This is a genomic window from Geodermatophilus sp. SYSU D00708 (assembly GCF_054050115.1).
On record NZ_JBJGYS010000005.1, the window covers coordinates 44,766 to 66,466 of the forward strand.

Annotated in this window: 22 protein-coding genes; 9 read left to right on the top strand and 13 right to left on the bottom strand. The window is 74.5% G+C overall.

All coding sequences use genetic code 11. From position 1 onward, the window contains the following. Positions 1–42: 42 nt before the first annotated feature. Positions 43–1,422, top strand: a complete 1,380-nt coding sequence (locus ACI79D_RS06210) for an acetamidase/formamidase family protein (RefSeq protein WP_456917475.1) — start codon at positions 43–45, stop codon at positions 1,420–1,422. Between the two features lie 115 nt (positions 1,423–1,537). On the opposite strand, the gene ACI79D_RS06215 is transcribed toward ACI79D_RS06210, so the two are convergent. Together ACI79D_RS06215 and ACI79D_RS06220 are read right to left on the bottom strand one after the other, a co-directional pair. Beyond that, positions 1,538–2,221 carry a response regulator gene (locus ACI79D_RS06215; RefSeq protein WP_456917476.1) on the bottom strand — a complete coding sequence of 228 codons (684 nt, stop codon included), beginning with the start codon at positions 2,219–2,221 and terminating at the stop codon, positions 1,538–1,540. Continuing rightward, positions 2,218–3,396, bottom strand: a complete 1,179-nt coding sequence (locus ACI79D_RS06220; RefSeq protein WP_456917477.1) for an ATP-binding protein — start codon at positions 3,394–3,396, stop codon at positions 2,218–2,220. The genes ACI79D_RS06215 and ACI79D_RS06220 overlap by 4 nt, the downstream gene beginning before the upstream one ends. Before the next feature lie 124 nt (positions 3,397–3,520). Here ACI79D_RS06220 and ACI79D_RS06225 point away from each other — a divergent pair, with 124 nt between their 5' ends. The 3 genes from ACI79D_RS06225 to ACI79D_RS06235 all read left to right on the top strand — a co-directional run bounded on the left by ACI79D_RS06225 (position 3,521) and on the right by ACI79D_RS06235 (position 5,971). Next, the gene (locus ACI79D_RS06225; protein ID WP_456917478.1) at positions 3,521–4,456 is read left to right on the top strand and encodes a PspC domain-containing protein; all 936 of its coding nucleotides are present in this window, start codon (positions 3,521–3,523) and stop codon (positions 4,454–4,456) included. After that, positions 4,449–4,751: a hypothetical protein gene (locus ACI79D_RS06230; protein WP_456917479.1), complete on the top strand. Its 303-nt coding sequence runs from the start codon at positions 4,449–4,451 to the stop codon at positions 4,749–4,751. The genes ACI79D_RS06225 and ACI79D_RS06230 overlap by 8 nt, the downstream gene beginning before the upstream one ends. 236 nt (positions 4,752–4,987) lie before the next feature. Next, positions 4,988–5,971, top strand: a complete 984-nt coding sequence (locus tag ACI79D_RS06235) for a hypothetical protein (protein ID WP_456917480.1) — start codon at positions 4,988–4,990, stop codon at positions 5,969–5,971. Positions 5,972–6,099: 128 nt separating this feature from the next. Here ACI79D_RS06235 and guaA read toward each other — a convergent pair whose 3' ends face one another. Genes guaA through guaB form a run of 3 tightly spaced genes read right to left on the bottom strand, consistent with a single transcriptional unit; the run spans position 6,100 to position 10,333 of the window. Further along, positions 6,100–7,662 (bottom strand): glutamine-hydrolyzing GMP synthase, encoded by a 1,563-nt coding sequence (guaA, locus tag ACI79D_RS06240; protein WP_456917481.1) that lies wholly within the window; start codon positions 7,660–7,662, stop codon positions 6,100–6,102. Beyond that, positions 7,662–8,810 carry a GuaB3 family IMP dehydrogenase-related protein gene (locus ACI79D_RS06245; RefSeq protein WP_456917482.1) on the bottom strand — a complete coding sequence of 383 codons (1,149 nt, stop codon included), beginning with the start codon at positions 8,808–8,810 and terminating at the stop codon, positions 7,662–7,664. The genes guaA and ACI79D_RS06245 overlap by 1 nt, the downstream gene beginning before the upstream one ends. Positions 8,811–8,812: 2 nt before the next feature. Continuing rightward, positions 8,813–10,333 (bottom strand): IMP dehydrogenase, encoded by a 1,521-nt coding sequence (gene guaB / locus ACI79D_RS06250; protein WP_456917483.1) that lies wholly within the window; start codon positions 10,331–10,333, stop codon positions 8,813–8,815. Between the two features lie 202 nt (positions 10,334–10,535). Here guaB and ACI79D_RS06255 point away from each other — a divergent pair, with 202 nt between their 5' ends. Then, the gene (locus ACI79D_RS06255; protein WP_456917484.1) at positions 10,536–10,934 is read left to right on the top strand and encodes a DUF5319 family protein; all 399 of its coding nucleotides are present in this window, start codon (positions 10,536–10,538) and stop codon (positions 10,932–10,934) included. 294 nt (positions 10,935–11,228) lie between these two features. Then, positions 11,229–12,545: an S-layer homology domain-containing protein gene (locus ACI79D_RS06260; protein ID WP_456917485.1), complete on the top strand. Its 1,317-nt coding sequence runs from the start codon at positions 11,229–11,231 to the stop codon at positions 12,543–12,545. A gap of 64 nt (positions 12,546–12,609) precedes the next feature. On the opposite strand, the gene ACI79D_RS06265 is transcribed toward ACI79D_RS06260, so the two are convergent. Further along, positions 12,610–13,359, bottom strand: a complete 750-nt coding sequence (locus ACI79D_RS06265) for a response regulator transcription factor (RefSeq protein ID WP_456917486.1) — start codon at positions 13,357–13,359, stop codon at positions 12,610–12,612. A gap of 338 nt (positions 13,360–13,697) precedes the next feature. Here ACI79D_RS06265 and ACI79D_RS06270 point away from each other — a divergent pair, with 338 nt between their 5' ends. Next, positions 13,698–13,997, top strand: coding sequence for a WhiB family transcriptional regulator (locus tag ACI79D_RS06270; protein WP_456909005.1), 300 nt, complete (start codon positions 13,698–13,700; stop codon positions 13,995–13,997). A gap of 216 nt (positions 13,998–14,213) precedes the next feature. Here ACI79D_RS06270 and groL read toward each other — a convergent pair whose 3' ends face one another. Both groL and groES read right to left on the bottom strand, forming a co-directional pair. After that, entirely contained in the window at positions 14,214–15,857 is a 1,644-nt protein-coding gene (groL, locus tag ACI79D_RS06275; RefSeq protein ID WP_456917487.1) for a chaperonin GroEL, read from the bottom strand. 154 nt (positions 15,858–16,011) lie between these two features. After that, a complete protein-coding gene (gene groES, locus ACI79D_RS06280) occupies positions 16,012–16,320 on the bottom strand; it encodes a co-chaperone GroES (protein WP_456917488.1) in 309 nt (102 codons plus the stop codon). Positions 16,321–16,503: 183 nt separating this feature from the next. On the opposite strand from groES, the gene ACI79D_RS06285 reads away from it, so the two are divergent. After that, the gene (locus ACI79D_RS06285; protein ID WP_456917489.1) at positions 16,504–17,727 is read left to right on the top strand and encodes a THUMP-like domain-containing protein; all 1,224 of its coding nucleotides are present in this window, start codon (positions 16,504–16,506) and stop codon (positions 17,725–17,727) included. A 30-nt stretch (positions 17,728–17,757) separates the two neighbouring features. Here the strand turns inward: ACI79D_RS06285 and tsaD are convergent, their stop codons facing one another. Genes tsaD through ACI79D_RS06310 form a run of 5 tightly spaced genes read right to left on the bottom strand, consistent with a single transcriptional unit; the run spans position 17,758 to position 20,963 of the window. Then, the gene (tsaD, locus tag ACI79D_RS06290) at positions 17,758–18,792 is read right to left on the bottom strand and encodes a tRNA (adenosine(37)-N6)-threonylcarbamoyltransferase complex transferase subunit TsaD (RefSeq protein WP_456917490.1); all 1,035 of its coding nucleotides are present in this window, start codon (positions 18,790–18,792) and stop codon (positions 17,758–17,760) included. After that, the gene (gene rimI / locus ACI79D_RS06295; RefSeq protein ID WP_456917491.1) at positions 18,789–19,235 is read right to left on the bottom strand and encodes a ribosomal protein S18-alanine N-acetyltransferase; all 447 of its coding nucleotides are present in this window, start codon (positions 19,233–19,235) and stop codon (positions 18,789–18,791) included. Before rimI ends, tsaD begins: the two co-directional genes overlap by 4 nt. After that, positions 19,232–19,870, bottom strand: coding sequence for a tRNA (adenosine(37)-N6)-threonylcarbamoyltransferase complex dimerization subunit type 1 TsaB (tsaB, locus tag ACI79D_RS06300; RefSeq protein ID WP_456917492.1), 639 nt, complete (start codon positions 19,868–19,870; stop codon positions 19,232–19,234). Before tsaB ends, rimI begins: the two co-directional genes overlap by 4 nt. Before the next feature lie 11 nt (positions 19,871–19,881). Next, positions 19,882–20,337 (bottom strand): tRNA (adenosine(37)-N6)-threonylcarbamoyltransferase complex ATPase subunit type 1 TsaE, encoded by a 456-nt coding sequence (gene tsaE, locus ACI79D_RS06305; protein ID WP_456917493.1) that lies wholly within the window; start codon positions 20,335–20,337, stop codon positions 19,882–19,884. Then, the gene (locus ACI79D_RS06310; protein WP_456917494.1) at positions 20,334–20,963 is read right to left on the bottom strand and encodes a uracil-DNA glycosylase; all 630 of its coding nucleotides are present in this window, start codon (positions 20,961–20,963) and stop codon (positions 20,334–20,336) included. The genes tsaE and ACI79D_RS06310 overlap by 4 nt, the downstream gene beginning before the upstream one ends. Before the next feature lie 105 nt (positions 20,964–21,068). Here ACI79D_RS06310 and ACI79D_RS06315 point away from each other — a divergent pair, with 105 nt between their 5' ends. Further along, positions 21,069–21,701: a TIGR04222 domain-containing membrane protein gene (locus ACI79D_RS06315; RefSeq protein ID WP_456917495.1), complete on the top strand. Its 633-nt coding sequence runs from the start codon at positions 21,069–21,071 to the stop codon at positions 21,699–21,701.

Sequence of the window (21,701 nt, forward strand, 5' to 3'; positions counted from 1 at the left end):
TGCTCTCGTCCAGCACGAACCTCCGGACGGGAGACCCCACCCATGACGCTGACCCCGCCCGAGGGCGGCCGGCCGGACCCGGCACGTGCCGCGGAGCTCGTCGAACGCGGCATCGGCCGGCGTGCGTTCGTCCAGGCAGCGCTGGCCGCCGGGGCGGTGCTGGGCACCGGCATCGCCACCGCGGCCCCCGCGGCGGCGCAGGCGCGCACCCGACTGCCCGGTGAGGTCCTGCAGCCGGGGCAGGGGCCGATCGACGGCGAGGTCTACCTGAACTCCCTCCCGGAGCAGGTCCTCTGGGGCTACCTGCCCCGCGTCGGCGACGCGCCGGTGACCCGGCTCCGTTCGGGCGGCACGGTCACCGTCGACACCGTGAGCCACGAGGGGATCCTCGAGGACCAGGGCCGCGACCCGGTGGCCTGGTTCGGCGGCAACGGCGTCCCTCGCGAGCAGGTGCTCGACGACGCCGTCGCCATCGCCGCCGAGTACGCGAAGCACCCGCGCGACTTCGACGCCGACGGGCCGCACGTCGTGACCGGTCCGGTGTTCGTCGACGGCGCCCAGCCCGGCGACGTGTTGAAGATCGAGCCGCTCACCGCGCTGCCCCGGGTCCCCTACGGCGTCGTCTCCAGCCGGCACGGGAAGGGTGCCCTGGCCCGCCAGCTCGCCGGCCCCGAGGGCGGGATCAGCGAGGCCGAGGTCATGCCGCCGGTCTCGACGGACGGGCGCGCCACCGGGGACCCGACCCGCTACGGCAACGTCTCGGTGTTCACGCCGCTGGACTCCAGCCAGGACGGCGAGACCCGCGCCTGGCTGCCCGTCGGCGCCGCCGGCCGGCGGGTCTCCTGGCCGGTCGACTGCTTCCCCGGGCTCATGGCGGTCGCCACCGTCTCGGACGCTCCGGTGCTCAACGACCCGCTGGTGAACTCGATCCCGCCGACCATCGGGGGCGGCAACATCGACATCCGCCGGCTCAACGTCGGCTCTGCGTTCTACGTGCCGGTCGTCGCGGAGGGCGCGCTCTTCTCGGTGGGCGACCCGCACATGTCCATGGGCCACGGCGAGGTCGCCCTGACCGCACTGGAGGGATCCCTGCGGCTGACCTTCCGGCTGACCGTGTGCAGACCCGGGTCCGGCGACGCGCCGTCCGTCGCGTTCCGCTACCCGTTCGGTGAGTCGCCGGACGCGTGGCTGCCGATCGGGCTGTCCGACCCCGACGGGTTCCGCGACGGCCAGTTCGTCGACCTCGACGTCGCTGCGCGGCGAGCGGTGATCAACGCGCTGGACTTCCTGCAGACCGACCTCGGCATGGACCGCTCGGTGGCCTACGCCTACCTCTCGGCGGCCGCCGACTTCGAGGTCTCGCAGGTGGTCGACCGGACCGTCGGCGTGCACGGCGTCATCTACAAGAGCCACTTCGCCTGACCGGCACCTGCCCGCCGAGGAGGGGGGCCCGCAGGGTCCCCGACGAGGCGGCGGACGCGCTCAGCACGGCCCGGGGACGGCACCTGACCGCCGTGCGGTCCGGAGGACCGCCGTGTCAGAGCAGTCGGTTGGTCGCCGCCCAGCGGGTGAGCTCGTTGCGGTTGGACAGCTGCAGCTTGCGCAGCACGTTGGAGGCGTGGGACTCCACCGTCTTCACCGAGATGAACAGCCGGGAACCGATCTCCCGGTAGGTGTAGCCGCGGGCCAGCAGCTGCATGACCTCGCGCTCCCGGGCGCTGAGCAGGTCCAGCCCGGGGTCGGTGGCCGGGTCCTCCGAGGGCGCGGGCGCCGACGCCGTGGTCGCGGCGAAGGCGTCGAGCACGAAGCCGGCCAGCCGCGGGCTGAACACCACGTCGTCCTCGGCGACCCGGTGCACCGCGTCGAGCAGGTCCGGCCCGGAGATGGTCTTGGTGACGTAGCCGCGGGCCCCGGCGCGGATCACCGCGATGACGTCCTCGGCGGCGTCGGACACCGACAGCGCCAGCCAGCGCACCTCCGGCAGCTCCGCCCGCAGCTCCTGGAGCACCGCGTGCCCGCCGCCGCCGGGCAGGTGGACGTCGAGCAGCACGACGTCGGGCACCGTGGCGCGGATGCCCTCGACGGCACCGGCGACGTCGGCCGCCTCTCCCACGATCGCCACCGCGTCGCCCAGCTCGGTGCGCACGCCCGAGCGGACCATCGCGTGGTCGTCGACGAGGAAGACCCGCGGCCTCTCCGGCACCGCCACGGCGTCACTCACGCGGCCTCCTCCCTCGGCAGGTACATCTCGACCTCGGTCCCCTCCCCCGGCGCGGAGCGCACGGTCGCCGTCCCGCCGACCCGGACCAGCCGGCCGGTGACGGAGTCGCGCAGACCGCGCCGGTCCCCCGGGACCGTCGCCGGGTCGAACCCGGCGCCGCGGTCCCGGACGAAGACCGACACCTGGGCCGGCGTGACCTCGGTGTACAGGTCCGCCGACGTCGCGCCGGAGTGCTTGGCCGCGTTGACCAGGGCCTCCTTGGTCGCGGCGCCGAGCGCGGCGAGGGCGTCGTCCACCGGCGCGTCGCCGACGACGACCGACTCCACGGTCAGCGCGTGGTCGGCCTCGACGTCGGCGACCAGCCCGGACACCAGCGCCGCCCACGTCCCCTCGGCGGACTTCTCCGGCTCGTAGAGCCAGGTGCGCAGCTCGCGCTCCTGGCTGCGGGCCAGCCGGGCGACGGCCTTGGGGTCCTCGGCGTGCCGCTGGATCAGCGCGAGGGTCTGCAGCACCGAGTCGTGCAGGTGGGCGGCGACCGCGGCCCGCTCCTCCGAGCGCACGCGAGCGGTCCGCTCGGCCTCCCGGGAGGCCAGCAGCCGGCGCCACAGCGGTGCGGTGGCCAGCGCGACGCCGACGAGGATCACCAGGGTCGCGGCGAAGCCGTTGCGGGCGTTGGCCAGCTGGCCGGTCGTGGCCAGCAGCAGCACCACCCCGACGACGCCGAGCGCGATGCCCCCGGCCAGCACCCACGGGACGCCGGGGCGGGCCAGGGTGCGGTCGGTGTCCAGCTGCCGCCAGATGACCGCCAGCCCGGCACCGACCAGCAGCAGCGGGACGACGAGGTCGCTGTTGCCCCAGGTCGCCAGGTTGGTGACGAGGACCAGCGCGCCGAACCCGAGCAGGGTCAGCCCGAGCGCCTGCCTCCGGCTGGGCTCGGTGTCCGGCGCGGTGTCCTCGGGCAGCGCGTCGACGTCGGCGACCGGCATGAAGAACCACAGCAACGCGTAGGCGATGACTCCGACGCCGGTGACGGCCAGGACGACGAAGGCGATCCGCACGACGAGCGGGTCCAGCCGCAGGTGCACCGCCGTCCCCGCGGCGACGCCGGCCAGCAGCCGCCCCGAGCGCGGGCGCGCCAACTGCGGGCGCTGCGGCACCAGGGCGGTCGTCGTCACGCTGACGATCGTCGCACCGCGCGGTGCCGACTCACACCGGTGATCACCCTGGAGTACCGGACCAGGGTCGATTGGGGGCCTTCCCTGATGTCCGGGGAGGGCGGCGCGGCGCAGGCTCTGTGCCATGACCTCCGTACCGCCTCCTCCGCCCGCACCCCCCGCTCCCCCGCCGTCCGAGCCGCCGGCCGCGGAGTACCCCCCGCCCGGCCCGCCGGTCCGGCCGCCGCTGCGGCGCAGCCGCACGGACAAGGTCATCGGCGGCGTCTCCGGCGGCCTGGCCGAGTACACCGGCATCGACCCGCTGCTGTGGCGGGTCGGCTTCGTCGCCCTGGCACTGGCCGGCCCCGGCATCCCGGTCTACCTGTTGCTGTGGCTGTTCATGGCGGCGGGCCCCGGCGGCAGCGGGGTCGCCCGCAGCGCCCGTGACCGGGCGGCCGCAGGTCCGCGTTCCCCCGTGCCGGGGGTGACGCTGGCCGGCCTGCTCATCGTCGTCGGCACGCTGGTCCTCATCAGCCGGTTCACCGACTGGTCGATCGGCCCGCGGTGGATCCTCGGGTCGGGCCTGCTGGTCGTCGGGCTGGGCCTGGTGGCCGCCGCCTTCTCCGGGGGACGACGGGCCAAGGGCGGGCTGATCGCCCTCGGCGCGGTCCTCTCCCTGGCGCTGCTGGCCGTCGCGGCCGAGCCGTGGCGCAACGCGGAGGGCGGCATCGGCGACCGCACGTACACGCCGGTCACCGCCGCCGACGTCCGCAGCGAGTACCACCTCGGCGTCGGCGACACGACGCTCGACCTCACCGACCTCGACTTCGCCGGCCGGGACGTCCCGGTGACGACCCGCATCGACGCCGGGGTCGGGGACGTGGACGTCCTGGTCCCCCGCTCGGCCGACGTCCGGGTTCAGGTCGAGACCGGTATCGGCGACGTCGACGTCTTCGACGAGGGCGCCGCCGACGGCTACCACGCCGGGTCCGGATCGGCGTCCTGGAGCAACGACGGCGACCCCGAGATCGTGCTGACCATCAACGCCGGCATCGGCGACGTGGAGGTGTCCCGTGCCTGACTACAGCGAGTTCCCCACGACCCCCACCGCCTGGCAGGAGCACGCCTGGGGTGAGGTCACCCCGGTCGCCCCGCTCCCCGTCGAGGACCCGCCCGCGCCCCAGCGCCGCGGCGTGGACCTCACCGCCCTGGTCCCGGGCATCCTGTTCGTCGTCCTGGCGATCTCGGTGATGGCCGGCGCGGCCTTCCCGCTGGGCCTGTTCGCCGACGGCGGGCTGCTGTGGCTGCTGCTCATCGGGGGCGGGGTGGCCCTGCTGCTCAGCGAGGTCCGGAAGGCCCGCCGCAGGAGGGGCTGACCGGCACGGGGGCGGAGACGACGAGGCCCGGGGAGCGAACGCTCCCCGGGCCCTCGCCGTACTGGCGGATCCGCGGTGCTGTCCCCCTGGCAGCCTGACGCCGCGCGCCTGTGTCTGCCACGCAGCACGCCCCTTGTCGCCACTTCGGATGAAGACTGCGCGCTGCGGCGTGACCCGTCGGACGTGCTGCCGATACTCCCCTCTGACTGTTGACGGCCCAGTGGAGGAACCCCCGGATGCCCAGCGACTACGTGCGTGCGCTCAATCGGCAGACCGACGCCATCTCCGCCGGTTTGCACGCGCAGGCCACCGCGATCTCCTCCGGCATGCAGGCGCAGGCGCAGGCTCGGCTCGCTCAAGCTCAGGCCGAGATGATGGTCGGTTACGCGCAGATCCGCAGCCAGGAGTTCCAGCAGGCGCGGCAGCTCGCGCACCAGCGGGACATGGTCGCCGACCAGCGCCGGTACGAGAAGGCCGAACGGGAGCGGACCGAGAACGAGCGGTACCGGCGGCTGGCGTTCCGGCAGGCGTTGCTCGCGGCGAATCCGGGACAGCCGGTCGACGAGATGACCGTGGAGTTCCTGTGGCGGGAGTTCGAGGCCAAGCAGCGCGCGAACGGCGAGGCCCGTTTCTCCGCGCTGGTGCGCGACCTGCAGGGGCAGTTGCAGGCAGCGTGGACCCAGATCGGCCCGGAGGTCGAGCGGTTGAAGGCGGTTCGACCGCTGACCACTTCCCGGCGGTTCGTGCCGGTGGCAGTCATCCTCGGGATCGCCACGTTCCTCATGGCCGTCAAGGGCGTCCTGGCGTTCCTGTGCGCCGCGGGCCTGTTGGGCGGCCTCGGCTACGCCGCGATCAAGAGGTACCGTGCCGCGCTGCCGTCGGCGCCGAGCGGCAAGGGGGACGTGGCGCTGGTCGCGGCCGGGCGGGCGCTGCCGATCGCGGCGATCCCGACCGCGTTGCTCGGTGCGGTCGCCACCATGAGCGGTTTCCAGGGGGACGACGGCTCACTGCTCCTCTGGTTCGGCACCACGGTCCTGGCCGTCTGGGCGCTGGTGAAGCGGAAGAAGTTCTACGGTCTGGAGGCCGAACAGGCTGATCTCGACGCCCGGGTGGCCGCCTACCGGGCGGACGCGGCCTGGGTGAACAGCCTGTCGTTCGAGACGTGGTACGCGTCGGTGCTGCGCCAGCCGCTCAGCCTGCCGGGCGCGGCCCAGGGCTGACCGCCCGCGCGCCCCGGCAGCCGAGCTTGCGGGCGGCCAGCCAGGTCTGCAGCGGCGGGAGGTGCTGGAACGGCCCGGCTACAGGGGCCCGCGCCCAGCGTCAGCGAAGGGTCGGGGCAGCAGGGTCCTCATTCCCACTCGATGGTGCCGGGCGGCTTGCTCGTCACGTCGAGGACGACGCGGTTGACCTCGGGCACCTCGTTGGTGATCCGCGTCGAGATCCGCGCCAGGACGTCGTAGGGCAGCCGGGTCCAGTCGGCGGTCATCGCGTCCTCGCTGGACACCGGACGCAGCACGACCGGGTGGCCGTAGGTCCGCCCGTCGCCCTGGACGCCGACCGAGCGGACGTCGGCGAGCAGCACCACCGGGCACTGCCAGATCTCCCGGTCCAGGTTCGCCGCGGTGAGCTCCGCGCGGGCGATCGCGTCGGCCTTCCGCAGCACGTCGAGCCGCTCCTGGGTGACCTCGCCGACGATCCGGATGCCCAGGCCCGGGCCGGGGAACGGCTGCCGCCAGACCAGCGACTCGGGCAGGCCGAGCTGCAGGCCGACCTCGCGCACCTCGTCCTTGAACAGCGTGCGCAGCGGCTCGACGAGGGTGAAGGTGAGGTCCTCGGGCAGCCCGCCGACGTTGTGGTGGCTCTTGATGTTCGCCGTCCCGGTGCCGCCGCCGGACTCGACGACGTCGGGGTAGAGCGTCCCCTGCACGAGGAAGTCGACGGTCTCCCCGTGGGCCTGCGCGTCCGCGACGACGTCGGCCGCGGCCTGCTCGAAGACCCGGATGAACTCCCGGCCGATGATCTTGCGCTTCTGCTCCGGGTCGCTGACGCCGGCCAGCGCGGTGAGGAACTGCTCGCGGGCGTCGACCACCCGCAGGTCGGCGCCGGTGACGGCGACGAAGTCCCGCTCGATCTGCTCGGTCTCGCCCTCGCGCATCAGCCCGTGGTCGACGTAGACGCAGGTCAACCGGTCGCCGATGGCGCGCTGGACCAGCGCCGCGGCCACCGCGGAGTCGACCCCGCCGGAGAGCCCGCACAGCGCCCGCCGGTCCCCGATCTGGGCCCGGATCCGCTCCACCTGCTCCTCGACGACGTTGGCCATCGTCCAGGTCGGCTCGAGGCCGGCGATGTCGAACAGGAAGTGCTGGAGCACGGTCTGCCCGTGCGCGGTGTGCCGCACCTCGGGGTGGAACTGGACGCCGGCGAGCTTGCGGTCGACGTCCTCGAAGGCGGCGACCGGCGCCCCGGTGGACGTCGCGGTGACGGTGAACCCGGGCGGCGCGGCGCTGACGGCGTCCCCGTGGCTCATCCACACCGACTGCTCGACCGGGAGGTCCCCGAACAGCCGGGCCTGGGTGGTGACGGTCAGCGGCGTGCCGCCGTACTCCCGGTCGCCGGTTCGGGCGACGGTGCCGCCCAGGCTCTGCGCCATCGCCTGGAAGCCGTAGCAGATGCCGAACGCGGGCACCCCGGACTCGAACAGCGTCGGGTCGACCTGCGGCGCCTCGGGCGCGTAGACGCTCGACGGCCCGCCGGACAGGACGATCGCCGCGGGCTTGCGGGCGACGATCTCCTCGGCCGGCACGTCGGACGGGACGATCTCGGAGTAGACCCCGGCCTCCCGGATCCGCCGCGCGATCAGCTGGGCGTACTGGGCACCGAAGTCGACGACGAGGACGGTGGGGAACTCCATCAGGCGTCCTGCTGGGGCTGGTAGCCACCGATGACGAGGTCGACCCGCTGGAACTCCTTGAGGTCGCGGTAGCCGGTCTTGGCCATCGTCCGGCGCAGCGCGCCGAACAGGTTGGTCCGGCCGTCGGCAGTGCGCGCCTCGCCGAGCAGGACGTCGTGCAGCGACCCCGCTGGCGCGACCGGCGCCGAGGTGCCGCCGCGGGGCAGCCGCGGGTGTGCGGCCACCGAGTCCCACCAGATGCCGCCGCCCGGGGCCTCCGCCGCGGCCCGCAGCGGCTCACCGACCTGGACGGCGTCCGCGCCGCAGGCCAGCGCGCGGGCGATGGCGCCGCTGGTCTCGATGCGGCCGTTGGCGATCACGTGCACGTACCGGCCGCCGGTCTCGTCGAGGTAGTCCCGGCGGGCCGCGGCGGCGTCGGCGATCGCGCTGGCCAGCGGCACCCGGATGCCCATGACGGTGTCGGTGGTGGAGTAGCTGTCGGCGCCCACGCCGACGATCACCCCGGCCGCACCGGTGCGCATCAGGTGCAGCGCCGTCTGGTAGTTCGCCGCCCCGCCGACGATCACCGGGACGTCGAGGTCGGCGATGAAGTCCTTGAGGTTGAGCGCCTCACCGGAGCTGGTGACGTGCTCGGCCGAGACGATCGTGCCCTGGATGACCAGCAGGTCGACGCCGGCGGCGAGCACCGTCGGGGCGAGCTGGAGCGTGTGCTGCGGGGAGACGCGCACCGCCGTCGTCACCCCGGAGTCGCGGATCTCCTTGACCCGCGCGGTGACCAGGTCCGGCTTGACCGGCTCGGCGTAGACCTCCTGCAGCAGGCTGACCGGAGGAGCGCCGTCCCCCGCCGCGTCGCGCAGCCGCCGGTACACCGGCGTCGGGTCGTCGTAGCGGGTCCACAGGCCCTCGGCGTTGAGCACGCCCAGGCCGCCGGCCTGCCCGACCGCGATCGCCGTCGCCGGGCTGACCACGGCGTCGGACGGGCTGGCCACGAGCGGGATCTCGAACCGGAAGGCGTCGATCTGCCAGGCGGTCGAGACGTCGTCCATGTCCCGGGTGCGCCGGGACGGGACGATGGAGACCTCGTCGAGGTCGTAGCCGCGGCGGGCGAACCGGTTGAGGCCGATCTCCACGGTGTCGCGAACGTTCATGGTCAGCGCCCCCGGTAGTTCGGTGCTTCCACCGTCATCTGGATGTCGTGCGGGTGGCTCTCGACCAGCCCCGCCGAGGTGATCCGGGTGAGCTGACCGCGCTCCTGCAGGTCGGCGACGGTGGCCGCGCCCGCGTAGCCCATCGAGGCGCGCAGCCCACCGACGAGCTGGTGGGCCACACCGGCCAGCGGGCCGCGGTAGGGCACCTGGCCCTCGATGCCCTCGGGGACGAGCTTGTCGTCGGAGAGGACGTCGTCGGCGAAGTAGCGGTCACGGCTGTAGGACTGGTTGCCGCGCTTCTGCATCGCGCCCAGCGAGCCCATGCCGCGGTAGGTCTTGAACTGCTTGCCGTTGACGAAGACCAGGTCGCCCGGGGCCTCCTCGACACCGGCGAACAGCCCGCCGATCATCACGGTGTCGGCGCCGGCGACCAGCGCCTTGGCGATGTCGCCGGAGTACTGCAGCCCGCCGTCGGCGATGACCGGGACCCCGGCCGGCTTGGCGGCCAGCGCCGCCTCGTAGACGGCGGTGACCTGCGGGACGCCGACACCGGCGACCACCCGCGTGGTGCAGATCGACCCCGGGCCGACGCCGACCTTGACGGCGTCCACGCCGGCGTCGATCAGCGCCTGCGCGCCGGCGCGGGTGGCGACGTTGCCGCCGACGATCTGCACGCCGCGCTCGCCGGAGCCGAAGTCGGCCCGCACCCGCGCCACCATGTCCAGCACCGCCCGCTGGTGGCCGTGCGCGGTGTCGACGACGACCACGTCCACCCCGGCGTCGACCAGCAGGCCGGCCCGCTTGTAGGCGTCCTCGCCCACCCCGACGGCGGCGGCGACCACGAGCCGGCCGTCGGCGTCCTTGGTCGCGAGCGGGTACTGGTCGCGCTTGACGAAGTCCTTGACGGTGATCAGCCCGCGCAGCCGGCCCGTGTCGTCGACCAGCGGCAGCTTCTCGACCTTGTGCTGGGACAGCAGCCGGAGCGCGGTGTCGGCGTCCACCCCCACGGGGGCGGTGACCAGCGGCATCGGCGTCATGACGTCGCGGACGAGGCGGTTCTTGTCGGTCTCGAACCGCATGTCGCGGTTGGTGCAGATGCCGACCAGCACGCCGTCGGCGTCGACCACCGGCGCCCCGGAGATGCGGTAGCGGGCCGACAGGGCGTCGAGCTCGGCGAGGGTGTTGTCCGGGGAGGCGGTCACCGGGTTGGTGACCATGCCGGCCTCGGACCGCTTCACCAGGTCGACCTGGCCGGCCTGCTCCTCGGCGGCGAGGTTGCGGTGCAGGACGCCGACGCCGCCCACCCGCGCCATGGCGATCGCCATGCGGGCCTCGGTGACGGTGTCCATCGCGCTGGAGACCAGCGGCACCGCCAGCCGGATGCCGCGGGTCAAGCGGCTGCTGGTGTCCACCTCGGCCGGGACGACGTCGGACGCCCCAGGGATGAGCAGGACGTCGTCGTAGGTCAGGCCGAGCGGCGCGAACTTCGCCGGCAGCTCGGGGACGAACTCGTCGGGCTGCATGGATGCCGCCACCCCTCCGGATCGGCCGGCACCCTCTCCTGGGCGCGCGGGGAGCCTCTCCCGATCGTAGGCGGCGGCCTTCCGCCCTCGATGTGATCCCCGTCGGGCCACTACCGTGGGGGACGCGGGCGAGTTGGCGAGCCCGCGCAGAGAGCAGAGCAGGACGAGCGAACGCGGCGACGAGCGCCAGCGAGGAGCAAGCGTGAGTACGTGGGACGACGCTTCCGGGCCCGACTTCGGGCCCGCCGACCAGCCAGGTCCGCCGCCGCTGACCATGGAGGAGCGGGCCGGCGTCCTGGACGACCTCGCGGAGCTGGAGGTGTTCCGGACGCTCCTGGAGCCGACCGGCATCAAGGGCATCGTCGTCGACTGCCCCGACTGCGACGAGGAGCACCACGTCGACTGGGCCCTGATGCAGGCCAACCTGCGCCAGCTCCTCGAGGAGGGGCAGACCGGCCGGCACGAGCCGCCGTTCGACCCCGACCCCGACGACTACGTGAGCTGGGACTACGCCAGCGGCTACGCCGACGGGGTGGCCGCCATGGCCGAGCGCGAGGAGCCCGGCGAGGGCCGCGGCGGCCGGCACGCCCGCGAGGACTGAGTCACTGCGGTCCTCCGGACCGCACCGCTCCTCGCGATGAACGCGGTCACGTCCCGTCCTCGGCGTCGGCTGAGCCGACCCGGCCGCTCGTCGGGGACCCGCCTCTCGAACGACACCCACACCTCCCCTCCCGGCGGGATCAGCCGTCACACCGACGCGCCCCGGGTCCCCGCCGGGCCGTCGTCCCGTTGATACGAACGCCTCGGTTCCGCTCGGGACCGCACGGCTGAGCCCGGGGTCCCTCCCCGCCGCGACGTCGGCCACCGGACGACAGGCGAGGAGCGTGATCGGGGCATGGGTCTGCGACGGGCAGCGACGGTCGTGGTCGGCATCGCCATGGCGCTGGTCACCGCTGGACTCCCGGCGACCGCTCCGGCCGCGGCCGCGGCGACCACCTTCACCGACGTCCCGAAGGACGCCCCGTACGCGGCCGACGCACGGTGGGTGGTCGACCAGGGCATCACCACCGCCCCGAACGGCAGGTTCGCGCCCACGGCGACGGTCACCCGGCAGGACCTGGCCGTCTTCCTGTACCGGACGAGGTTCCCCGGGAAGACCGCCCCCGCCTGCACGACCAAGCCCTTCGGCGACGTGCCGACGTCCTCGTCGCGGTGCGGGGCGATCGCCTGGCTCAAGAGCGCCGGCATCGTGACCGCCAAGCCGACCTTCAGCCCCGGTGCGACGGCGACCCGGGAGTTCCTCGCCTTCGCCGTCGCCCGGCTGGGCGGCACCCCGCCCCGGACCTGCACGAGCGCGCCGTTCCGCGACGTCCCGGTGACGTCCGGCGCCTGCGCCGCCGTGGCGTGGCTGCGGGCGCAGGGCATCGCCGTCGGGATGCCGGACGGGACCTTCCGGCCGCGGGACGCGGCCACGCGCTCGGCGACGGCGACGTTCCTGCACGGCTGGTCCGACGTCCGCACGCCGGTCCTGGGCGCGGACGTGTCGCACCCCCAGTGCGGCGGGCCGCTGCCCACCGGACAGGCCTTCGGCGTCGTCGGGGTCAACGCGGGGACGGCCACGACGACCAACCCGTGCCTGGCCGAGCAGCTGGCGTGGGCCAAGCGCTCGGCCGGTGGCACCGGGCAGCCGCGAGTGCAGCTGTACGTCAACACCGCCAACCCCGGCGGCCTGAACACCGCGTCCTGGCCGAGGTCGGGGAAGAACCGCTACGGCACCTGCACCGGCACCAACTCGGCCGCCTGCGCCTACCAGTACGGACGGGACCGGGCCCGGGACGACGTCACCGTCCGCGGGGTGAGCCGGCCGCAGGACTTCGTCTGGTGGCTGGACGTCGAGCTGGAGAACACCTGGGACCTCACCGCGGCGGGTGCGGCGAGGAACGTCGCCGTCCTCGAGGGGATGGTCGACCAGCTGCGCAGCGCCGGCGTCGCCGGGGTCGGCCTGTACTCGACGGCCTACCAGTGGGGGACGATCGTCCGGTCCGCGGTGACGTCGACCAGCCCGCTCAACGGGCTGCCCAGCTGGCTCGCCGGTGCGCGCAACGTCGCCGGTGCCCGGGCCGCGTGCCAGCTGCCCCCGCTGACCCGTGGTGGGCGGGTCGTGATGGCGCAGTACATCGACGGCTTCGACCGCAACCACTCCTGCACCTGACCGGTCCCGGACACGGCGGAGGCCCCGGAGCAGCTGCTCCGGGGCCTCCGCCGTCCGTGGTCGGTCAGCTCATCATGCCGCGGCGGAAGCCGGTGGCGACCGCCTCGGCGCGGTCCTTGGCCCCCAGCTTGCGGAACAGCCGACGGGCGTGGGTCTTGATGGTGTCCTCGGACAGGTAGAGCTCGCGGCCGATCTGGGCGTTGCTCTTGCCCTGGCTCATGCCGGTGAGGACCTGCATCTCGCGCATGGACAGCTGGACCTGTGCCGGCTCGCGGACGGTGGAGCGCACCGTCGTCGGGCTGATCCCGGCCAGCGGGCTGGCCCCGTTCCACGACGGCGCGCTGCTGGAGGCGCCGACCGACGCGAGCGGCACCGGCTGCTGCGGCACCGCCGGCACCGGACCACGCCCGTCGACCCGCAGACCGACGCGGGACAGCCCCAGGCCCATCTCCAGGGCGGTGGCGTCCCAGCGCAGGTAGCCCCGGGCGCCGACCGCGACCGCGGCCCGCACCGTCTCGGCGTCGTCCGGCGCCCCGAGCACGAGGACCGGCAGCTTCGGGTAGGCGCGTAGCGCCTGGGTGGCGACCGTCAGCCCCGAGTCGACGGCCCGCTGGGTGCCGACCAGCAGGACGTCGGGCATCCGGGTGGCCAGCCGGGACATGAGGGCCGCGGCGTCGCCGACGACCTCCACCCGGCCGACGAACGGCAGAGCCACCAGCCGGCCCGCGATGTCGTCGCGGACCCGCCGTCGCTCGTCGTAGACCCACACGGTCGTCGTGCCGTGGCCCGGACCGCGCATCCTGTCGTCGATCACGCCTGCTCCTCGCTCCCCCGGGGTACTGCCGGGTCCCACCGCCCGGTTCCCCCGGCCGGGTGTCGCTCGGGCGGGAGCTCCCCGTCCGGGGACCCACCGCCGTCGCTCCGGTCGTGGCCGACGCTCCGGACGGGTGTCCCACGCCGGTGTTCGGCACGACCTGCAGTCACCTTGATCGACCGGCGGGCGGGACGACAGCGGCACTCACCCAGCGGGGGGAGACGACAGCCGTGAAAATGCGGGGTCACGGTGTGTTTGACCCACGGACACGTCGGGCACCGGCCCCCATGCAGCCGGACCGCCCCCTCCGGCTCGCGCTGAGCCGAGGAGGACCTGAGATGGCTGACATCCGCCGCCTGCCCACTCCCGTCGCCGAGGTCTGGGACTGGCAGTTGCACGGCGCCTGCCGAGGTGAGAGCACGGCCCTGTTCTTCCACCCCGACGGCGAGCGCGGCCCGGCCCGGGCCCGTCGCCAGGCCGCGGCCAAGGCGGTCTGCAGCCGCTGCCCGGTCATCGACGCCTGCCTCAAGCACGCGCTGGCCGTGCGCGAGCCGTACGGGGTCTGGGGGGGCATGAGCGAGGAGGAGCGGGCCCGGCTGATCGCCGCGGAGCCCGCCGCCGTCGCCGCGGGGGTCTGAAGAAGGACCTCCCTGCCCGCCACCGCTCGCAGGCTCGCGGCGGGAACCTGCAGGGAGGCCGTCACACGCTGAACGCCGAGAGGGCGGGTCCGGTCGATCCGGACCCGCCCTCTCGGCGTTCTGGCGCCTTCCTGAGCGGCGAGATCGGCGATCTCGCACGTCCCGACGACGGGAAGCGTGTGAGATCGCCGATCTCGTCAGGAGGCGGGGCTCACCTCAGTGGGCGTGCCCGTGGCCGTGCGAGTGACCGTGCGTGTGGTGCCCGCCGCCGGCGTGGTCGTGCTGCTCCTCGGGAGCATCGACGACGGCGGAGTCGGTGGTGAGCACCATCGCGGCGATCGAGACGGCGTTGTTCAGCGCGGCCTTGGTGACCTTGACCGGGTCGATGACGCCCTGCGCCGCCAGGTCGCCGAACTCGCCGGTGGCGGCGTTGAAGCCCGAGCCCTTGCCGGCCTCGCGCACCTTGGCGACGACGACCCGGCCCTCGAAGCCGGCGTTCTCGGCGATCCGCACCAGCGGGGCGTCCAGCGCGGTCCGCACGGCGCGCGCGCCGGTCAGCTCGTCACCGGAGAGGCCGAGGGAGTCGATCGCCGCAGCCGCGTGGACCAGCGCCGAGCCACCACCGGGGACGACGCCCTCCTCCACCGCGGCGCGGGTGGCGGCGATGGCGTCCTCGATGCGGTGCTTCTTCTCCTTCATCTCGACCTCGGTGGCCGCACCGACGCGGATGACGCCGATGCCGCCGGCGAGCTTGGCCAGCCGCTCCTGCAGCTTCTCGCGGTCCCAGTCGGAGTCGGTGGCCTCGATCTCGCGGCGGATCTGGGCCACGCGGTCGCCGATGGCCTCGCGGGTGCCGCCGCCGTCGACGATCGTGGTGTTGTCCTTGTCGACCACGACGCGCCGCGCGGTGCCGAGCACCTCCAGGCCGACCTGGTCGAGCTTGAGGCCGACGTCCTCGCTGACCACCTGACCGCCGGTGACGACGGCGAGGTCGGTCATGAACGCCTTGCGACGGTCGCCGAAGTAGGGCGACTTCACCGCGACGACCTTGATCGTCTTGCGGATCGAGTTGACGACGAGGGTGGACAGCGCCTCACCCTCGACGTCCTCGGCGACGATCAGCAGCGGGCGGCTGCCGGTCGACAGGACCTTCTCCAGCAGCGGCAGCAGGTCGGCCAGTGCGCTGATCTTGCCCTGGACGAGCAGAACCAGAGCGTCGTCCAGGACGGCCTCCATGGCCTCCTGGTCGGTGACGAAGTAGGGCGACAGGTAGCCCTTGTCGAACTGCACGCCCTCGGTGACGTCGAGCTCGGTGGAGAGGGTGTTGCTCTCCTCGACGGTGATGACGCCGTCCTTGCCGACCTTCTCCATGGCCTCGCTGATCAGCCGGCCGACCTCGGCGTCCTGCGCGGAGATCGTGGCGACGCCGGCGATGGCCTGCTGCTCGGAGACGGGGATGGCGACCTCGTCGAGGGCCTTCGACACCGCGTCGGCGGCCGCGCGCATGCCGGCACCCAGCGCCATCGGGCCCGCGCCCGCGGCGACGTTGCGCATGCCCTCCTTGACCAGGGCCTGGGCCAGCACGGTGGCGGTCGTGGTGCCGTCGCCGGCCACGTCGTTGGTCTTGGTGGCGACGTTCTTGGCCAGCTGGGCGCCGAGGTTCTCGTACGGGTCCTCGAGGTCGACCTCGCGGGCGATGGTCACGCCGTCGTTGGTGATGGTCGGCGCGCCGAACTTCTTGTCGAGGACGACGTTGCGCCCCCGCGGGCCGAGGGTCACCTTGACCGCGTCGGCGAGCTTGTCGACGCCCCGCTCGAGCGAACGGCGGGCGTCCTCGTTGAACTTGATGATCTTGGCCATGGGCCCTTCCGATCTCAGGGTGGTGCGGGACCGACGACGACCGCCCCGGGACCCGGTCAGATGCGGGTCGCCGGGGCGGTCTGGTGTCGTGCTGGAACGGCCTCGTCCAGAGGCTCGTCCCGAGCTCGCGAGGGATGAGGAGGACGAGGTCCTTCTACTTCTCGACGACGGCGAGCAGGTCCCGCGCGGAGAGGACCAGGTACTCCTCGCCGGCGTACTTGACCTCGGTGCCGCCGTACTTGGAGTAGATGACCACGTCGCCGACGCTGACGTCGAGCGGCACGCGGTTGCCGTTGTCGTCGATGCGACCGGGGCCCACGGCGATGACCGTGCCCTCCTGCGGCTTCTCCTTGGCGGTGTCGGGGATGACCAGACCGGAGGCGGTGGTGGTCTCGGCCTCGTTGGCCTGGACCACGACACGGTCCTCCAGCGGCTTGATGTTGACCTTGGTAGCGGTCGTCACGTCGGCGACGCCCCCTTCGGTGTCGGACGGCTGTGGGTGCTGATGCTGTGGCACGGTGCGGACGGCCTGCCGTCGCGGGGATCAGGCACCTGCCCGTGTCGATTGGCACTCTACCCATGAGAGTGCCAGCCGCTCAACCGGGTCCCCGGACCGGGCGACGGACCCGTGCGTCACGCTGGCACCGTGCCCGACGAGCCCGCTCCCGACGCGCTCGTCCAGCTCAGGTGGCTGCAGACACCGGAGGGCCGGTCGGCGGCGGCCCGCGCGGCCGGGTTGCTCGCCGAGGGCGCCGACCTGCTGACCGCGCTGGGACGACTGCGGGCGGAGGTGGGGCCCGCGCACGCCGGGCCCGCCTGGGAGCTGGCGCGGCTGCGTGCCCGCGCCCGCCCGGTGTTCGGCCCGGACGCCGACGCCCTGTTCCTGACCGCCGACACCCTGGAGCAGGCCGGTCGGCCGATCCTGGCCGCCCGCCGCGCGACGCGCCTGCTGTCCGGCGGCGGGTCCACGGCGGCCGACCTCGGGTGCGCCTCGGGCACGGACACCGTCGCGCTGGCCCGGGCGGGCGCCTCGGTGGTCGCCGTCGACCGGGACCCGCTCGCCCGGGAGCTCACCGGGGCCAACGCCGCGGCGCTGGGCGTCGCCGACCGGGTCACGGTGGTGGACGGCGACGTCGTCGACCTCGTGGCCGCGGCCGCCGGCGGAGGGGTGGCCGGGTGCGGCGCCGCCGTCCTGGACCCCGCGCGGCGGGCCGGCGGACGGCGGCAGCTGGACCCCGACCGGTGGTCCCCGCCGTGGTCGACCGTCGCCGCGCTGCTGGACCGCGTGCCGCGCGCCGTGGTGAAGGTGGCGCCCGGGCTGGACCACGAGCGGGTGCCCGCCGGCGTGGAGGCGGAGTGGGTGTCGGTGGGCGGCTCGATCGTCGAGGCACTGCTGTGGGGGCGGGCGCTCACCGAGACGTGGCGGCGGGCGTCGCTGGTCCGCGACGGCGCGGTGCTGGAGCTGACCGCCGACGCCGACCCGGGGCCGGCCTCGGTGGGCCCGGTGCGCGGCTGGCTGCACGAGCCCGACCCGGCGGTGATCCGGTCGGGCCTGGTCGCGCTGGTCGCCGACGAGCTGGGCGCCACCCTCGTCGACCCGACGATCGCCTACCTCACCTCCGACGCCCCGGCCGGCTCCCCGTGGGTCTCCTCGTACCGGGTCGCCGAGGTGCTGCCGTTCAACCTCAAGAAGCTCAAGGCGCTGCTGCGGGCGCGCGGCGTCGGCCGGGTGGTGGTGAAGAAGCGCGGGTCGGCGATCGAGCCGGAGCAGCTGGCCCGGCAGCTGCGCGGCCCGGGCGCGGGGTCGGCGGTCGTCGTCGTCACGCGGGTCGCCGGGGCCCCGACGGCGCTGCTCTGCGACGCCTCCTGAGGGCAGAGATGGCCATCTCTGCCCTCCCGCTCACCGCGTGACGACGTCGATCGGCAGGGAGCTGTCCGCGCCGAGGTCCGGGGCGGACGGCGCCACGCCCGCCGCGACCAGCCGCGAGCCGAGCGCGGCGACCATCGCGCCGTTGTCGGTGCACAGCCGGGGGCTGGGGACGCGCAGCACGATCCCGGCCTTCGCGCACCGCTCCTCGGCCAGCGCCCGCAGCCGCGAGTTGGCCGCCACACCGCCGCCGAGCACCAGGTGGTCGACGCCGTGGTCCTGGCAGGCGCGGACGGCCTTCCTCGTCAGCACGTCGGCCACCGCCTCCTGGAAGGACGCCGCGACGTCGGCGACCGGCACCGGCTCCCCGGCCCGCTGCCGTGCCTCGACCCAGCGGGCGACGGCGGTCTTCAGCCCGGAGAAGGAGAAGTCGTAGGGGGCGTCGCGGGGGCCGGTCAGCCCGCGCGGGAAGTCGATCGCGGCCGGGTCCCCCTCGCGGGCCGCCTTGTCGATCGGCGGCCCGCCGGGGAAGGGCAGGCCCAGCACGCGGGCCACCTTGTCGAAGGCCTCCCCCGCCGCGTCGTCGATGGTCCGGCCCAGCGACTGCACCTCGCGGGAGAGGTCGGGCACGAGCAGCAGCGAGCTGTGCCCGCCGGAGACCAGCAGCGCCAGCGAGGGCTCGGCGAGCTCGCCGTGCTGCAACTCGTCGACGGCGACGTGCGCGGCGAGGTGGTTGACCCCGTACAGCGGCTTGCCCAGCGCCAGCGCGTACGCCTTGGCCGCGGCGAGGCCGACCAGCAGCGCGCCGGTCAGCCCGGGACCGGCGGTCACCGCGATCGCGTCGACGTCGTCGGCCCGCACGCCCGCCTCGGCCAGGGCGCGGTGCACCGTGGGGACCATCGCCTCCAGGTGCGCCCGCGAGGCGATCTCCGGGACGACGCCGCCGAAGCGCTCGTGCTCGGCCATCGAGGTGGCCAGCGCGTCGGACAGCAGCGTCCGCCCGCGCACCAGCCCGACCCCGGTCTCGTCGCACGAGGTCTCGAAACCGAGGACCAGCGGCTCGCTCACGACTTCTCCCGCTTCATCACGACGGCGTCGGTGCCGCTCGGTTGGTAGTAGCCGCGGCGCCGGCCGATCTCGGTGAACCCGCGCCGCCGGTAGAGCCCCTGCGCCACCTCGTTGTCGGCGCGGACCTCCAGCAGCACCACCGGACTGCGCCGGTCGGCCTCCTCCAGCAGCGCGTCGAGCAACTGCGCGCCGATCCCCTCGCCCTGCCGGTCGGCGGCCACCCCGATGGTGGCCACGTGCGCCTCGTCGTCGTAGGCGATCAGCCCCGCGTACCCGACGAGCCGGTCGCCGTCCTCGGCCACCAGGTAGTACCGGGTGTCGGTGCGGGACAGCTCGTCGCGGTACATCGCCGCGGTCCAGGTGTCCGGGGCGAACAGCTCCTCCTCGAGCTCGAGGACGGCCGCGAGGTCGGCCAGCCGCATCGGCCGCAGCCGGACCCTCACGTCGTGGTCACCGGCTTGAACGACGTCGGCGGGACCGCGTCCGGGCGGCGCAGGTACAGCGGCACCAGCGGCCCGGCGGACGACGGGTCGGCCAGCTGCGCCGCCGCGGCCCGCAGCAGCCCCGACGTCGTCACCTCGGCCGGGGTGACCTCGACGCCCAGCCGCTCGGCGAACCGCGGGTCGCCGACCACCGGGCCCTCGACGGTCAGCTCCTCCGGCCGGACCACGCCGGGGCCGGCAGTGCGTGCCCCGTCGGCGCCGTAGGCGGCCCAGTAGACCTCCTTGCGGCGGGCGTCGGTGACCACGGTGCGGGCGCCGGAGCCGATCGCGTCCAGCGAGCACACGCCGACGGCGGGCAGCCCACGCGCGTCGGCGAGGGCCACGGCGGTGACCACGCCGACCCGCAGCCCGGTGAACGGACCCGGGCCCAGGCCGGTCACGACGGCGTCGACGTCGGCCGTCGACAGGCCACCCTCGCCCAGCACCTCGGTCACGGCGACGGTGAGCAGCTCGGCGTGCCGGTTGCCGGAGGGCACGGCCCGCTCGGCGAGGACCTCGACCGGGCCCTCCGGGGACCAGCGCGCCAGGCCGGCGACCAGCGTCGGGGTGGCGGTGTCGAGGGCGAGGACGAGCACGGACGCCCAGGTTACGCAGCGCCGTCCAGGCGCCGCTCCCAGCCGGGGCCGTGCGGCACGAGCAGCGCCGTCCGGACGTCGTCGTCGCGGCGGTCCAGCCGCACCTCCAGGTGCTCGTCGGCGAGCTGCTCGACCTTGCCCTGGCCCCACTCGACGACGGTGACCGACTCGTCGGCCGAGGCGTCGAGGTCCAGGTCGTCGACGTCGGCCACGCCGCCGAGACGGTAGGCGTCGACGTGCACCAGCGGCAGCCGGCCGCCCCGGTGCACCCGGGAGATGACGAACGTCGGGGAGGTGACCGGCTCGCGCACGCCGAGCGCGTCGCCGACGCCCTGGGTGAGCGCGGTCTTGCCCGCTCCCAGCGGGCCGACCAGCACGACGAGGTCCCCGGCGCGGAACAGCCCGGCCAGGGCCGCACCGAACGCGCGGGTGTCCTCCGGGGTGGGCAGCACGTGCTCGCGCTTCACGGCAGGCTCCTCGCGACCGCGGTCAGGTCGGCGAGCAGCCCGGCCCGCGGCGCGCCGTTGGGTCCGAACCGGATCGCCGCCGACGGGTGGTAGGTGGCCCACACCGCGCGGCCGTCCACCTCGTGCGCCCGCCCGCGGACCCCGGCCAGGACGGTCCGCGGTCCCAGGAACCACTTGGCCGACGACAGGCCGAGGGCGACGACGATCGGCGGGTCCAGCAGCTCCAGCTGCCGCCGAAGCCAGCCGCTGCAGCGCGCCACCTCCGGGGCCTTCGGCGTCCGGTTGCCCGGAGGGCGGCACTTGACCACGTTGAGCACGGCGGCCTCGCCGCGGTCGAGCCCGGCCTCGGCCAGCAGCTGGTCGAGCAGGGCGCCGGACCTCCCCACGAACGGCCGGCCGCTCGCGTCCTCCTGCGCGCCAGGGGCCTCGCCGACCAGCGCCAGCCGGGGACGGCCGGAAGCCGGGACGTCGCCGACCACCACGTGCTGCCTTGTGGCGGCCAGCTCCGGGCAGGCCACGCAGGGCCGGGCCGCGGCGGCCAGGGCGGCCCAGTCCGGCGCCGCGGCGGCGGTGCGGGCCACCTCCTCCGCGGCGGCGTCGAACCGGGGCGGACGGGGTGCGGCCACGACCAGCACCCTAACGGCGGCGCGACACCCTTCCGCTGCCCGGACCCGGGGTGCGAACGTGGGCCCGAGGTGGCACCACCCCCTACGTCGAAGGGCAGCCGGCCAATGGCGGTTCACGTCCGACTCCCCCGCCTGGACCTCTACGACGTCGCATTCCTCGCCGGCGGCACCCGCCGGGTCGTGGACACCGCGCTGGTCGTCCTCATCCGCGACGGGCGCGTGCGGGTCCGATCCGCCGGCCACCTGGTCACCGCCGGGCTGTCTCGCCGCCACCCGGTGGAGGCGGCCGTCCTCGACGCGGTCGGTCCGCTCGGACACCGGTCCGTCGACACCGTCTGCTGGCGCCTGGCCGAGGACGACCGAGTGCTCGACGTCGGCCGACGGCTTCGGGAGGCTGGACTGCTCGGCCGGGTCGGCGCACTGAGCCTCCTGCGCCGCGGCCACCGGTCCCCAACCCCGACCCGCCTCGGACGCAGGGTGCTGCGCGAGGTCGGCCGACAGCCGAGCACGGGGGATCCCGAGGCGACGCGCGTGGCACTGGGTGGACGGTCGGCGATGGACGACCAGCGGCTGCGGGCGGAGATCTTCGAACGGCCCGGCACGTCCCTCCGGCCGGCCCGGCCGGGCCGTCGCTCCCGGGATGTCGACCACAGCGATCCGCGGCTGGCCGCCTACCGGCGCGCGGGCCGCTCCTCCGTCGCCGGCGGGTACGTGTCGATCGACGGCGGCGCCCCCTGA